Genomic DNA, 13,333 nt, shown 5'->3' on the forward strand with positions numbered 1-13,333 from the left:
CCGGCGCGAAACCGGCGCGCGCAGGCCGTCAACAGGATCGAAACCAGGAGGACTTATGCGGCGCAAGCTTGACTGGCCGAAAGTCGTGGTTATCACAGGGGCGAGCGCGGGCGTGGGGCGGGCTACCGCTCTCGCGTTTTCCCGACGCGGCGCGCATGTCGCGCTGATCGCGCGTGACCAGGCGGCGCTGAACGACACCGCGAATCAGTTGCGCGGGTTCGGCGTGCGAGCCATGCCGATTGCGCTCGACGTCAGCGATGCCGACGCGCTCGAGGCGGCAGCCGGGCGCGTGGAAGCGGATCTGGGGCCGATCGACGTGTGGGTCAACAACGCGATGCTCACCGTGTTTGGCCCGCTAGCCAGCTTGACGCCGGACGAGTTCTCGCGGGTCACGCACGTGACGTACCTTGGTTATGTCTGGGGCACGATGGCCGCGCTAAGACGCATGATGCCGCGCAATCGCGGTTGCATCGTTCAGGTGGGCTCCGCACTCGCCTACCGCTCGATTCCGCTGCAATCGGCCTATTGCGGCGCCAAGCATGCGATCCGCGGCTTCACCGACGCGCTGCGATGTGAACTGCTGCACGAGCACAGTCGCGTCCACCTGACGATGGTGCAGATGCCCGCTTTGAACACACCGCAATTCGACTGGGCCGAGAACCGCATGCCCCACGCTGCGCAGCCGGTGCCGCCGATCTTTCAGCCGGAAGTCGCGGCGCGCGCGATTGTGTGGGCGGCAACCCACCGGCGGCGGGAAGTCTATGTCGGCACATCGACGGTGAAGGCCATTCTCGCCAACAAGGTCGCCGCTGGCTGGCTGGATCGTTACCTCGGGCGCACCGGGTATCAGGCGCAGCAGCGAGCGGCGCCGGCCAGTGCAACAGCCTCCTCCAACCTCTGGCAACCGGTGGCGGGCGCCCATCGCGTTCATGGCCCATTCGACCGGGAAGCGACCGGCCGCAGCGTCGCGCTATGGATGAACACCCACCGGCCGTTCGCGCTCGGCGCCGCATTGGCCATCGCAGCGTTGACGTGGCATCGGTGGCGTCGGCGGCCGGTTCGTTAGGCGGTGTCCCATGGCCATGCGCATCGAGGACTACGCGCTGCTCGGCGACGGTGAAAGCGCGGCATTGGTCGACCGGCGGGGCTCCATCGACTGGCTCTGCTGGCCCACGTTCGACGCGGATACGTGTTTCGCGGCCCTGCTTGGCGGCCCGCGCAATGGGCATTGGCAGATTGCGCCGCGCGAACCCGTAATGAGCAGCTCGCGACGCTATCTCGGCGACACGCTGATTCTCGAGACGAGGTTCGAAAGCGCGGGCGGCACCCTCATCCTGACCGACTGGATGGCGTGGAACGCTCCGCGACCCGTGCTCGTCAGACAGTTGCGTTGCGAGCGCGGCAGCGTGCGGGTTGTCAGCAAACTCGCAGCACGTTTCGACTATGGCAAGGCGGTGCCATGGTGCGCGGAGGCGAATGAGCGCGTGCAGATCGTGTGCGGTCCGCGGGCACTCTGGCTCGATAGCACCGTGCGCAGCACGAGCGACAAGGACGCGGTGCGCGCCAGCTTCGATATGTCAGCGGGAGAGCAGCGGGACTTCGCTCTGACATGTTGCCGGTCATACGATGAAGCGCCGCCGCGTCCGGACATCGAACGCCTCCTTGCCGGCACCGCCCGTTTCTGGGACGGCTGGTCCGCGCAGAGCAAGGTCGAAGGTGAATACGCCGAGCCTATCCGGCGTTCGCTGATCACCCTGCGAGCATTGACGAGCACCACCACCGGGGGAATCGTCGCGGCGCCTACCAGTTCGCTGCCTGAACTGATTGGCGGCACGCGTAATTGGGACTATCGCTTTTGCTGGCTGCGCGATGCCGGTTTCACGCTGCTTGCCTTGCTCGGCGGCGGCTACCACACAGAGGCCGCGCGCTGGCGCGACTGGCTGGTGCGAGCGATCGCAGGTCATCCGGCACAATTGCAGATCCTGTATGGGATCGACGGTTCGCGTCGTGTCGACGAGTGGGAATGCCCGTGGTTGCCCGGCTACGAGCATTCAGCCCCGGTGCGTTTCGGTAATGCGGCAGTGAATCAGTCGCAGCTCGACGTGTATGGAGAAGTGCTCAACGCGTTGTATATGTCGCGATGCGCCGGGTTGCCGCCGGACGCCGGCGCATGGTCGCTTGAGCAGAGCCTGATCGACCATATGCAAGGCATCTGGCGCGAGCCCGACGACGGTATCTGGGAAGTGCGCAGCGGTGCCCGGCAGTTCACGTTCTCGAAAGTCATGGCATGGGTCGCGGTCAATCGGGCGCTGCGCTCGGCCGGCGAATTCGGCATGCCCGCTCCGGCGGCGCGCTGGTCCGCTCTAGCCGATGAGATCCGTCAGGACGTGCTCACGCACGGCTTCGACCGGCAGCTCCAGACGTTCACGCAAAGCTACGGCAGCCGGCAGCTCGACGCGAGTTGCCTGTTGATTCCCGTGACGGGATTTTTGCCTGTCGGCGATCCACGGGTCACGGGAACGGTGAAGGCAATCGAAGCGGGCCTGATGGACGAGGGCCTGGTGCTGCGCTATCGGGAAGACGGCGTCGACGGCGGCCGCGCCGAGGACCAACGCCCGTTCCTGCCATGCAGCTTCTGGCTTGCCCAGGTGAGACAGATGCAAGGTCGTGTTGTGGAAGCGCGCGAACTGTTCGGCCGGTTAATCGCACTGCGAAACGATGTCGGCCTTCTCGCCGAAAAGTATGACAACGTCCGCAAGCGCCAAGTCGGCAATTTTCCGCAGGCGTTCTCGCATGTGGCGCTCGTCAATGCAGGATTGAGCTTGCATGAGGATAGCCGCCGCGCGCCACGGCGATGATGATGACGGCGGCTTCCCTTTGCAGACCGCATTCACGACAGCGGAGCCGACCGGGCGGAACGCGCCGTTTGCTAGTGCGCTCGTAGATCCGCTTGTAGGCGATCGGGCCCGGCCCGCGCGCATCTCAGGCGCCCCGTCGGCGGCTCGATAGTTGCGCAATCAGCGTCCTGTTGAATGCGGGAAGATCGTCGGGCTTGCGGCTCGTAATGAAGTTGTCATCCTCGACAACCTTCTCGTCGACCCATCTGTCCTGCTCCATTGGGAAAACCAGGGACATTCCGCGATCGCCTGGTATCGGGTCGGATCTCTCACCCCCCGGCGCGCGGCCTTCCATTCGGATGAGCAAGCACGGTGCCCGCGCCGCGCTTGCTTCCTCATTTGATCGCAACGCGCCCGGCAATCAAGTCCTCGCGAATCGTGTCGACCAGCGTGCTGCCTTCGACGTATTCCGCGTGACTGCGCGAGAGCAGTCCGTCGGGCGAGAGATTGGGCTCCAGTGAGGCACAGGCCTTGCGGCCTTGCATGTACGCGGGTCACCAGACTCGCTGCAACCTAACCCTTATTTCTGGAGGATCCAATGATGAAAATCTCGACGAAGAAACTGATTTTTTCGGCGCTGGTGATGGCATTTGCCGGCGGCGCGTACGCGCAGGCCGGCGGCACCGGAATGAGTGGCGGTACTGCCGCGGGCGCAGGCGGTGGCGGAGGTGGTGTAGGAACCGGCGGCGGCATCAGCGGCGGAGGAGCGGCGGGCTCAGGTGGCACCACGGTTCGACCGGGCACGCCGGCACAAAACATGGGCGGCTACGGCAGCCCCGGCGGTACTGTTACCGGCGGCGGACAAGGCACGGGCACGGGTGCCTCGCCGAACACAATGACGCCGAATGGCACGAATTCAATGTATCCAAATGGCACGAACAGCACGAACGGCAACGACATGAACCCGCCGAAGCCGGATACGTTGCAAAATGGCCAATAACGGTGAGCGTCGAACACACGATCATCGTGGGGCGAGCGGCCGTACGACCGCCTTTCGCGAGCGCGGCATGCTATCGGCTGGAAGACTTCTTTAAGGCTATTTTGAGCGCGTTTGAAAATGATGCCTGGTGCAATGCAAGGCATCCGGGATGCGAACCAGATGTCATACGAAAGAATTGCAAACCGGCCGGTATCCGTTACCCGCGCCGCCGGCGGCGCATCCGGAACGTCACGCATCCGTCCCGGCATGTGCATGGCCGGCATTGCCGCGCTCCGGCTCCTGTGCCTGCATCCGCATTTGCGCAATCTGTGCACAGGTCCGCAGCAACTGCTGGAACGACGCAACGACGGGAATCGTGCGTCCCGGTATCGCGACAGGTGAATGCTCGCTGGCGGATTCGTCTTCCGTCGTCATACCCAGTATCACTTCACGGGACATCCGCGCCTCGCTCAGCCGCATCAGCAGATTACGCAGATATGGCGGAGACTCGCCCGCGTCGAATGAAATCACGCATATGATTGGACGCGACGCCAGCCGCGCTTCATCAAGACGCCCTGCGGCAAACCGATCATGGCTTGCTAGCGAAGCCTCGAAACCGTGTCGGTTCAGCAGTTGCACGGCGACTGCGATCAGCAGATCGTCCAGCTTGCCGCGACCGCCAATACATAACACGGGTACCGGCTGCACCGGCGCGCCGTCCGCAGCGATCATCGTCACATCGCCGATCTCCTCCAGTCCGGCGACGATCGTGTGCGTCGCCGACCGGACCAGCCTGAGCTGGGCCGCCGGCACTACACCACGCCGGACGTCGGCGTGCGCAATCCGCAGACCGGCCAGTACCACGTCGTCGTAGTATGCCGCCAGCGAGCACTCTTTCAACAGTTCGCCCGCCTGCTGCAACGCCTCCATCGGATCGTTGGCCAGCAGTCTCTGATAGAGATTTTCGGCTGGCGTCAGGCCGGGTCGATCGCCGAACAGGACGTCCAGAAATTCGAGCCGTTCAACATGACGGCCAAGCGTGACCACGCACAGCATCAGCGGGGTCGATAGCACCAATCCCACCGGCCCCCATAGCCAGCTCCAGAAAATCGCCGCGACGATCACGGCAAGTGGGGAGAGCCCGTTGCCGCGCCCGTACAGCAAGGGCTCGATCAACTGACTCGAAATGCCCTCGGTCACGGCGAAGAGACCCGCCGTGCCGGCTGCCATCCACCATCCTGGGCTGACCGCGGCGGCCATGACCATCGCCATCAGCGCCGCGATCCAGGCGCCGACGTACGGCACGAATCGCAGTAGAGCCGTCATCACGCCGAACAGCAGCGAGCCCGGCATTCCGATGATCGCAAGGCCGATTGCGACAAAAACACCGACACCGGCATTAATCGCCAGTTGCATCGCGAAATAGCGACTCAGGCGGGTGGCGGCTTCATTGATCGCCGTTGACGTGCGATGCAGGTCGCCCGAGCCGAATAGCCGGATCATGCGGTCGCGCAAGCGCTCGCGTTCCAGCAGGATGAAGATCGCGACCACCAGCACGATACCAGCTGTTTCCAGCGGGCTGACCACCGGCGACAGATAGCGCTGTGCCAGTTCGATCGGCGACGGTGTCGGCTCGTGCACTTCGACGGGCAGCGGCGCACCATCGCTCGTCGAAACCGGATTATCTTTCCTGTGTGCGTCGCCACGCGGTGGTGTGAAGCGCTTCAGTGCATTCGATGCGCTCGCGAGCAGCGTATCCGCGCGGCCGAGAGTATTTTCCTGCACGACACTGATCTTGTGCTCGACTGTCCATTGATACTGCGGCAGATCGTCCGCCAGTTGTGCCACTTGCGCGACGATCAGCACACCGACAGCCGACAGGACGGAAAGCGCGAATAGCACCGCGACGATCACCGACAGTAACTGGCCGAAGCGGAACCGCCTGAGCAGCCCGACGAGCGGCGCAACGATGAAACTGAGCAGCACAGCCAGCGTAATCGGAATCAGCACGCCCCGCCCGACGTACAGCGCGGTGATCACGACCACGCCGCTGGCTAGCGAATTCAGCGCTCGCAAGCTTTGCGCTGCGGGGGCCGTTTCTTCCCGCCTCGGCGACGGTTGAGGTAGTGAATGGGGCTTCATGAAGGGGTCGGCGCAATTCACATGCCCGTCACGACGCAAACACTGTTCCCGGGCGCGGGCTTTGCTATCGACGTCGGAAATCTTCGCCACTTTGTTGTGTGGACTAACCCCATTTCCTCAAGGTACTTGAGCCTTCTGCCGGATGCATCGCCTCGCTCGTTGACTGTCGCGAGCCTGCTCGGGGCCGCATCCTCCTCCTGCTCCTATGCCGCCGTGGCCATGGCTCGTTCGATCGTGCGAAAAGGAGGCGACTTCACTTGCGCGATGGCGTTCCAGTTCGCGGCGACGAACCTCGTACTCGAACTCGGTGTGCTGCTGTGGCTGCTGATCTCCTGGCAGTTCGCCGCCGCAGAATTCATCGGCGGCCCCATCATGATTGCGGTACTGGTGGTGCTGTTCCGGTTCTTTCTCAAGGACTCGCTCAGGCAGGCAGCGATCGGCCAGGCCGGCAAAGGGGTCACCGGAAGGATGCAAGCTCATGCGGCAATGTCGATGGCGCAACAGCCCATGACCTGGACGCAGCGTCTGTCTTCCAAAGAAGGCTGGACAGTCATCAGCCACAGCTATGTGACGAACTGGACGATGCTCTGGCGCGACGTCGGCGTGGGGATGCTTGTGGCGGGGGCGCTCGGCGCAGGGGTACCGATCAGCTTCAACTACACCGCGATTCTCAACATTATCTTCGGCGCCGTTTTCATAATGTTGACCGAACCGCGGCGCCATGACACAGCGGCACCCTGTATCTCAACCGAACCGGGCGCGCCAGCGCGTGCCGCCGGATCAGCCGGACCGCTTGCGCGAATGGCCTAGTGGTCTGCGTCAAACGGATTGCATCTTATTCAGCTTGGCCCGGGCGCGTGTGACCTTTGCCAGGATGTCGGAAGCCTTAGCGGTCCAGATGAATGGTTTCGGATCACGATTGTGCTTCACGATGTACTGCTCGATCGTGCTCACCAAATCGGGTACCGAGCGGAAGGCCGCGCGCCGCAACTGGTTCTCTGACAGGTCGCGAAAGAAGCGCTCGACCATGTTGAGCCAGGATGCACTGGTGGGTGTGAAATGCATGTGAAATCGCGGGTGCTTGGCCAGCCATGCTTTCACCTCCGGGTGCTTGTGGGTTGCGTAGTTGTCAGCGATCAAATGCAGCTCCTTGTTCTTGGGCGTGTTGCGATCGATCTTGCGCAAGAAGCTCAGCCACTCCTGGTGACGATGTTGCGTTTGGCACTGGCCAATGACATTCCCATCGAGTGTGTTCATCGCGGCAAACAACGTCGTCACGCCATGACGCTTGTAGTCGTGGGTCATCGTTTGAGCGCGACCTCGCTTCAGTGGCAGACCCGGCTGCGTCCGATCCAACGCCTGGATCTGGGACTTCTCGTCGCAACAGAAGACCAAGGCGTGCTCCGGGGGATCGAGATACAGCCCGACGATATCTTCCAGCTTCTCCGTGAAGCGCTTGTCGTTCGACACCTTGAAGCTCGCGACCCGATGCGGCTTGAGCCCGTGGGCCTGCCAGATGCGCCGCACGCTCGCTTCACTGACGCCAGCCACTGCTGCCATGCTGCGCGTACTCCAGTGCGTCGCGTTATCTGGACGCTGCTGCGTCGTCAGTGCCACGATGCTCTTGACCTTGCGCGCGGAGATCTTCGGCTGGCGCCCGGGTCGGGTCTCATCGCGCTCGATCCCCGTCACACCATCAGCTATAAAGCGACCGCGCCAGCGTGCCACCGTGCCTCGCCAGATACCAAGGTCCGCACCGATCTCTTTGTCCGTCTTGCCCTGCGCTGCGAGCAAAATCATCTTGGCGCGCTCGGCCAGTCGAACCGGAATCGTCCGGCCGGTAGCCCACGTCTCCAACTGTTTGCGCTGTGCTTCGCTCAGCTCAACTTTCGCCGCGATTCTCATGGGTTCTCCCTCCATGTACATGGAGACTCACAAATCGCGATTAAGTTGCATTATTTGTGACGCACCACACTAGCTTGTCCGCAGTGCGAAGTGCCTCGACGATCGCGGCGTATACGCGCTGGCGGGTGGCCGGGTCCGGCGCGCGCAAGGCGAATGACGGGTGATAGGTCGCTACAACCCAGTGCTCACCATGTTCGATCGTTTTGCCGAGTGCGTCCTGTAACCGTGAATGCGCATCTTCCAGCACCGCTTTAAGCGCGGTGGCGCCTAAGGTAACGATGACCCACGGGCCTACCGTGCGCAGTTCCTGGTCCAGCCAATAACCACACGCTTCGATCTCGCGTTGCGCCGGGGTTTTATGCATCCGCCGCTTGCCGCGCGGCGTCCACTTGAAATGTTTGACTGCATTCGTGACATAAACGCTGTCGCGCCCAAGGCCCGCCTCCGTGAGCGCTTTATCGAGCAATGCGCCGGCCGGTCCGACAAACGGCCTGCCTTGCACATCCTCCGCGTCTCCGGGTTGTTCGCCGACCAGTATGATCGACGCAGGCACCGGGCCCTCTCCGGGCACCGCCTGCGTGGCGTTGGCCCATAGCGCGCAGCGCCGGCACTCGTCCATGATCGCCGGCTGCTGATCGCGGTCGACCTCCGGACCGGGTTGCGCGCTGCCACGCGTGCGCTTGATGGGCTTTTCGTCGACCATGGGCATTCCTCTCTTGAATTTGCCATTACTGCCGCGTGCTGCAGCAGTACGTGAACCTCAGAACGTCAAAGGTCTCCGGCTTGCGGATTCCGCGTTCCTCGCATTGTTGGCGGCGAATCGTCCGAAGCAGGCACGCCCGAACCCGAACCGGATGAGATGCCCGGCTCACCAGGCGATTAAACGAGGATGGCGACGTCGTCGTTGTCGCGCACGCCTGCACTTGCCGCGCCAATGTATAACTTGCATCGCCTTGTAAGGATTAATCATGCGATTACCCACCTTCGCGGCGGACCGGCCCAGGCAATACACATTCGTCACGCGGCCTGCCTGAGCAGCTTGGCTGCCTCCCTCATGCGCCGGTTCCGCTCTTTGTCGAGCGCGGCCAGCCCGCGGTCGGCGGATGACCGGTCACGGAAAACCCCCAGGTTGGACCTGACGAGGTTCTCGCTTGCGACCACATCGTTGAGTTCGCCGAACCGTTTCTGGATCTTCTTGAGTTTTCTCACGCCTTTCACCTGCTTCTTTTTCAGCGACGGCTCGAAGAATTCGAGCAGATACCTGAGCTTCTTTCCCGCCTTGCGCACGGCGTGGAATGACGCATAATCCGACCGCCTCGCGCGCGCTGCCCGGCGCACGCGCTTACGGAACGATTTTTGTGCCACCGCCACCTGCTGACGCGCGAATTTGCGCGACGCGGCGAACTCGGGCGCGGTATTAAGCTCCGTGTTCGCCTCCTTGAGCGCGTCGCGCAGCGCCGGCTTGATGCCGGCCTGCGTCAGCGTCTCGCGGCTCGTTTCCAGCGCGTTGCCTCTTGCCGAGCGCAAGTCGTCGAATGAGGCGCGTTCGCGGCCCCGCAATTCGCACAGCAATTGGATAAGAATGTCCCAATCGCGGGTTTTGCCGGCAGCGCCTGCGAGGAATTTGAAGAACGCGCGCTGCTTGTCGTAGAACTCCCGGTTCAGGAGCGGCCGATAGGCCCAAAGCAGCGTGCGCAATCTGCGCAGCGCAACCCTTAGCTTGTGGAGCGCTTCTGCATCCGGATCGGATTGCAGATTGCCGGCCGCCGCGATCGCATCGTCGACGAGGGGCTCGGCGAGCGACGAGAACTGCGCTTGCGCCGTTTGCTGCGTCGCATCCGGAAGGTTATCGTGCTTCATTTTGGCGCCTCGTGGCGATTGCGCGGCTCGTCCGCCTCTGGCGATGATTCGGGCGCTTCCGGCACTTCGGGATTGGATGGCGATCGCCTGCGCGCTTCCGGCCGGCGGCGCGACGGCAATCCTCCGCCGCCCGGAGGCTCGGGGACGTCGGCCGTGCCGAGCGGAACTTCGGCCGTCTGGTAAGTCGGCCGGCCGCCCTGGCGCGGCATGAATTCGTCGCGCGGCGTCGGTTGAAAGAAGCTGCCCGGCGTGCCGCGCGCAGGCGGTACTTTTCGTTCCTTTTCTGCTTCGCCGCCATTCGTTGCGTCCTTCTGTTCGTCTTGCCGCTCGTCGTGTCGATCAATGTTCATTGCACCCCCTATTGCAAGCGTTGTAGTGCTTGCACTCTCGAAGCGATGCCTCGCAAGCCGCATGCCGATATGGCGCTACCGCCATTCGCCCGCGGACGGCGTCCGTGGAACGGCCAAGCGCAAGGAGCACCATGTCTCTCGGCGGCGAACAGGAACGTGGCACGGAAGCGCGCGATGAGCTGCCCGCGCATTCGTGGGCTGCCCACGTCGGCCCGGGACTTGTATCGACCGCGACGGACAACGACCCGAGCGGCGTGGTGACGTATTCGCTGGCCGGCGCGCAATTCGGCTACGACATGCTCTGGACGTGCGCGCTCTCGTATCCGTCGATGGTGGCGTTCCAGCTTATCGCAGCGCGAATCGCGGCGCAGACGGGCAAGGGGCTGACGGTGAACATGCGCGAGCATTAGATATGCGTCCCATCTGCTGGGGATCGCGTTCCATCGCGTCGGTAGGCAACGCAATCGGCCGGTTGCGCGAGCGCTGCCCGATATTGGCGATGAGAAAGCGCATGACGGCGAGGTAGAACAGGGGCCGTGAATAGATATTCGCGGGCGCGGCGCTGGTCGCATGGTTTGCGTGCGAGTGGCTTTCGTGAGCGCACAAATTCGATTCCGTCACCGGATGTGAGCCGACCGGTAGTCTCCTGATTGAGTAAATAGTCGTTTGAGCGCAGCACGTGGAGCGTAGCCGGTCTTCGTTTTCCTTTGCTCAAGACCGGCGCGTCTGTGGCACCGATGAGAACATCGGTGCCACAGACGTCAAGGCGGCACAGCGGCCATTCGCGCTGGACGGCTTACCCGTTGGAGTTTTTCAGTGCTCGCTCGGTCTGATAGTCGGGTCGCTTTCCACCACTACCTGGGTCGCTGACCAGTACGGCTGCCGGTTGTAGTAACTGTACGTCGATTCTCCCCATTTCGCATCCGCCATTGCCGGCCAGTGGTCCTTGTCGAAACCCGGGTCATCCTTGAGGCGCTGCGCCGTAATGTCGACGAAGAAGCACTTCTCGTCTGTATCAAGAGTCAGCGCGCTCCACGGGATGGCATGCAGGTCGGACCCCATCCCGAGGAAACCTCCCTCGGACAACACGGCGTAGGCGATGCGTCCGTTTCGGACGTCCAGCATGATGTCTGAAATCTTTCCCACGTGTTCGCCGTCTGAGGACATCACTTTATTCCCGTCAAGCGTTGCTGCGGCCATGATATCCGGCCCCGGCCCTTTGCCCATCCCACTGCCGGCAATATTCGCTCCGCCGCGAGCGCGGCCCTGCGGCTTGATTGAGCCCATGATTCACCTCCTTTGAAAATGGTGCTATAGCGACGCGCAAGCAGTGTGCCCGCACCGTCATTTGCGCTGCGTAAGGTCCCGCTTGCGAATCAGGCTCAACTGACCATTACGCTCGAGAATGGCCGACTCCACGTCTTCGAGGTCCCGCGCATGCAGTTCCTGTCGCGCCGTCTCGAGAATGTCTGTTCGTGTGATAAGCGCTGCGGACATCTGATGGCTGTCAAATTGCCCATCGCGATAGACTTCTCTTTCCGCCCCGACCGCCAGCAACTCTAACCGGCGCGAACGGACGCAGGCCCACGCGAGTGCGCGATGCAGGAGCACAATAACCAGCGACGCGACGAACGTTGGGATTGCTGGCGACGCGCCAATTATCACGCGGCTCAACGTGGCGCCCAGCAGAATCGCGACCACATAGTCGAACGGAGAGCGCTGGCCGAAAGAGCGTCGACCCGATATCCGGATAAAAATCAGCGCGGCAAAGAACACGACGATAGCCCGCATCGCCGTCTGCAGTGAATCAAGGTCCTTACCTTCGCCGAACAGAGCTGTTAGCACGTCCATTCCTGTCTCCCATTCCGGCATCCCGGCCGGCGGTCGAACCTTCCGGACCAGTTAGGCAGCGGGTCCAAGGTAACCCGGCAGTCCCAACGCCATCGGGCCGACGGCAATGGGGCTGCCCGAACAGGTGCCCGCCTGAGAGCATGACGCACGGAATATGCCGCGGCGTCGTAAATGCGACAGGTTCTGGCGCGCTTCGCTACAGCACACCTGCCACGTATCTTAAGCCGGACGCTTCGCAGGCTGCCCCGCAACCTTGGACGCTACACTCCGCTGGACGCGGACAACGATATGCTCAAGGAGGTCGTCAACCTCGCGCGACCTTTCACAACGTGACAGTACCCGAGGAACCAGTGTGCTTCCTTCAAGATGAAATCAGGTTCGCCGTTGACCTCCCCACGTCGATGTCGTTACACTCGATGTCTGGCCATCGCTTCCTCGCCTCCCGGCTCATGGATTTAAAGCAGATTCAGTATTTCATCGCGCTGTTCGAAAATGGCTCCGTCACGCGCGCCGCGAAGCGGCTCAATATCGTGCAGCCCGCGCTCAGCATGCAGATCTCGAAGCTCGAAACGGAACTGAACAGCCAGCTCTTTGAGCGCGGCCCGCATGGCATGACGCCCACCGACGCCGCACGGCAGATGTACCGCCTCTACCTGCCGATCATGCGCGACATCGACCACGCGCGCGAGCAGCTCAGCCGGCACGATGTGATCGTGACCGGGCGCATCTCGCTCGGGATGGTGGCGTCGGAAGCGCAGAGCGTCCTGCCCGAATCGCTCGCGCTATTCAACGCGCTCTATCCGCATGTCGAGGTGTCGGTGGCTGATGGTTTCAGCGCGCAACTGATCGACGCGGTGGAAGCGGGCCGGCTCGACGCGGCGATCATCAACCGGCCGCGCGGGCGCCTGTCGCTGGATACGTATCCACTGGTCCTCGAAGAGATGGTGCTCGTCACGAGCGCGGAACACGGCCCTGCGCTGCCCGACACCATCACGGCACCCGCGCTGACGGAGCTCGAGCTCGTGCTGCCGACGCGCCGCAACGGCCTGCGCGGCGTGCTCGACGCCGCGCTGCTGAATGCCGACATCGTGATCAAGCCGAAGTTCGAGATCGACCTGTTGACCACGATCGTGCAATTTGTCGAACAAAGCAGCATCGCGACGATCATGCCGCGCGTGGTCGTGCAGCGAAAGGTCGACGACGGCCTGCTGCGCGCGACGCCGATCACGTCGCCGCGCATCGTGCGTCACATCGTTCGCGTGAGCCATCCGAAGCGGCCGATCGGTCCGGCCACGACCGCGCTCATCGACATCATCGCCGACCAGATCCGCCGCGTCACAACGGGGATCGAGATCGCGGACCCCGATCCGGCCGACGGCAACGAAGCGTGAGCCGCTTCCCTGGCGCTG

Annotated in this window: 12 protein-coding genes and 3 pseudogenes; 6 read left to right on the plus strand and 9 right to left on the minus strand. The window is 62.9% G+C overall.

Annotated elements, in window-relative coordinates; translation table 11 throughout:
* Positions 1–55: 55 nt before the first annotated feature.
* Both SB772_RS03865 and SB772_RS03870 read left to right on the plus strand, forming a co-directional pair.
* Positions 56–1,066: an SDR family oxidoreductase gene (locus tag SB772_RS03865; protein ID WP_410831962.1), complete on the plus strand. Its 1,011-nt coding sequence runs from the start codon at positions 56–58 to the stop codon at positions 1,064–1,066.
* Positions 1,067–1,082: 16 nt separating this feature from the next.
* Positions 1,083–2,858, plus strand: a complete 1,776-nt coding sequence (locus SB772_RS03870) for a glycoside hydrolase family 15 protein (protein WP_410832247.1) — start codon at positions 1,083–1,085, stop codon at positions 2,856–2,858.
* 124 nt (positions 2,859–2,982) lie between these two features.
* Here SB772_RS03870 and SB772_RS03875 read toward each other — a convergent pair.
* A pseudogene (locus SB772_RS03875) lies at positions 2,983–3,102 on the minus strand (DJ-1/PfpI family protein); the annotation flags it as partial.
* Between the two features lie 136 nt (positions 3,103–3,238).
* Positions 3,239–3,352, minus strand: a pseudogene (locus SB772_RS03880) (bacterioferritin); the annotation flags it as partial.
* Between the two features lie 83 nt (positions 3,353–3,435).
* Here SB772_RS03880 and SB772_RS03885 point away from each other — a divergent pair.
* Complete coding sequence (locus SB772_RS03885) at positions 3,436–3,837, plus strand: hypothetical protein (RefSeq protein WP_410831963.1); 402 nt, start codon at positions 3,436–3,438, stop codon at positions 3,835–3,837.
* Between the two features lie 228 nt (positions 3,838–4,065).
* On the opposite strand, the gene SB772_RS03890 is transcribed toward SB772_RS03885, so the two are convergent.
* Positions 4,066–5,958 carry an AI-2E family transporter gene (locus SB772_RS03890; RefSeq protein WP_410831964.1) on the minus strand — a complete coding sequence of 631 codons (1,893 nt, stop codon included), beginning with the start codon at positions 5,956–5,958 and terminating at the stop codon, positions 4,066–4,068.
* On the opposite strand from SB772_RS03890, the gene SB772_RS03895 reads away from it, so the two are divergent.
* On the plus strand, positions 5,947–6,768 hold the full coding sequence (locus SB772_RS03895; protein ID WP_410831965.1) for a permease: 822 nt from the start codon (positions 5,947–5,949) through the stop codon (positions 6,766–6,768). The two genes, SB772_RS03890 and SB772_RS03895, sit on opposite strands and share 12 nt — an antisense overlap.
* Positions 6,769–6,777: 9 nt before the next feature.
* Here the strand turns inward: SB772_RS03895 and SB772_RS03900 are convergent, their stop codons facing one another.
* The 4 genes from SB772_RS03900 to SB772_RS03915 all read right to left on the minus strand — a co-directional run bounded on the left by SB772_RS03900 (position 6,778) and on the right by SB772_RS03915 (position 10,073).
* Positions 6,778–7,863: an IS630 family transposase gene (locus tag SB772_RS03900; protein ID WP_410831966.1), complete on the minus strand. Its 1,086-nt coding sequence runs from the start codon at positions 7,861–7,863 to the stop codon at positions 6,778–6,780.
* 40 nt (positions 7,864–7,903) lie between these two features.
* Positions 7,904–8,566 carry a UdgX family uracil-DNA binding protein gene (locus SB772_RS03905; RefSeq protein WP_410831967.1) on the minus strand — a complete coding sequence of 221 codons (663 nt, stop codon included), beginning with the start codon at positions 8,564–8,566 and terminating at the stop codon, positions 7,904–7,906.
* A 314-nt stretch (positions 8,567–8,880) separates the two neighbouring features.
* A complete protein-coding gene (locus tag SB772_RS03910) occupies positions 8,881–9,723 on the minus strand; it encodes a CHAD domain-containing protein (RefSeq protein WP_410831968.1) in 843 nt (280 codons plus the stop codon).
* Complete coding sequence (locus SB772_RS03915) at positions 9,720–10,073, minus strand: hypothetical protein (protein WP_410831969.1); 354 nt, start codon at positions 10,071–10,073, stop codon at positions 9,720–9,722. The genes SB772_RS03910 and SB772_RS03915 overlap by 4 nt, the downstream gene beginning before the upstream one ends.
* Before the next feature lie 131 nt (positions 10,074–10,204).
* On the opposite strand from SB772_RS03915, the pseudogene SB772_RS03920 reads away from it, so the two are divergent.
* Positions 10,205–10,480, plus strand: a pseudogene (locus SB772_RS03920) (divalent metal cation transporter); the annotation flags it as partial.
* A gap of 406 nt (positions 10,481–10,886) precedes the next feature.
* Here SB772_RS03920 and SB772_RS03925 read toward each other — a convergent pair.
* Together SB772_RS03925 and SB772_RS03930 are read right to left on the minus strand one after the other, a co-directional pair.
* Positions 10,887–11,360 carry a PRC-barrel domain-containing protein gene (locus SB772_RS03925; protein ID WP_410831970.1) on the minus strand — a complete coding sequence of 158 codons (474 nt, stop codon included), beginning with the start codon at positions 11,358–11,360 and terminating at the stop codon, positions 10,887–10,889.
* Between the two features lie 57 nt (positions 11,361–11,417).
* The gene (locus SB772_RS03930; RefSeq protein WP_410831971.1) at positions 11,418–11,924 is read right to left on the minus strand and encodes a DUF421 domain-containing protein; all 507 of its coding nucleotides are present in this window, start codon (positions 11,922–11,924) and stop codon (positions 11,418–11,420) included.
* Positions 11,925–12,373: 449 nt separating this feature from the next.
* Between SB772_RS03930 and SB772_RS03935 the strand changes: the two genes are divergently transcribed.
* On the plus strand, positions 12,374–13,315 hold the full coding sequence (locus SB772_RS03935; protein WP_410831972.1) for a LysR family transcriptional regulator: 942 nt from the start codon (positions 12,374–12,376) through the stop codon (positions 13,313–13,315).
* Positions 13,316–13,333: the final 18 nt, after the last annotated feature.

The organism is Paraburkholderia sp. SIMBA_030 (assembly GCF_046535245.1).
Lineage (GTDB): Bacteria > Pseudomonadota > Gammaproteobacteria > Burkholderiales > Burkholderiaceae > Paraburkholderia.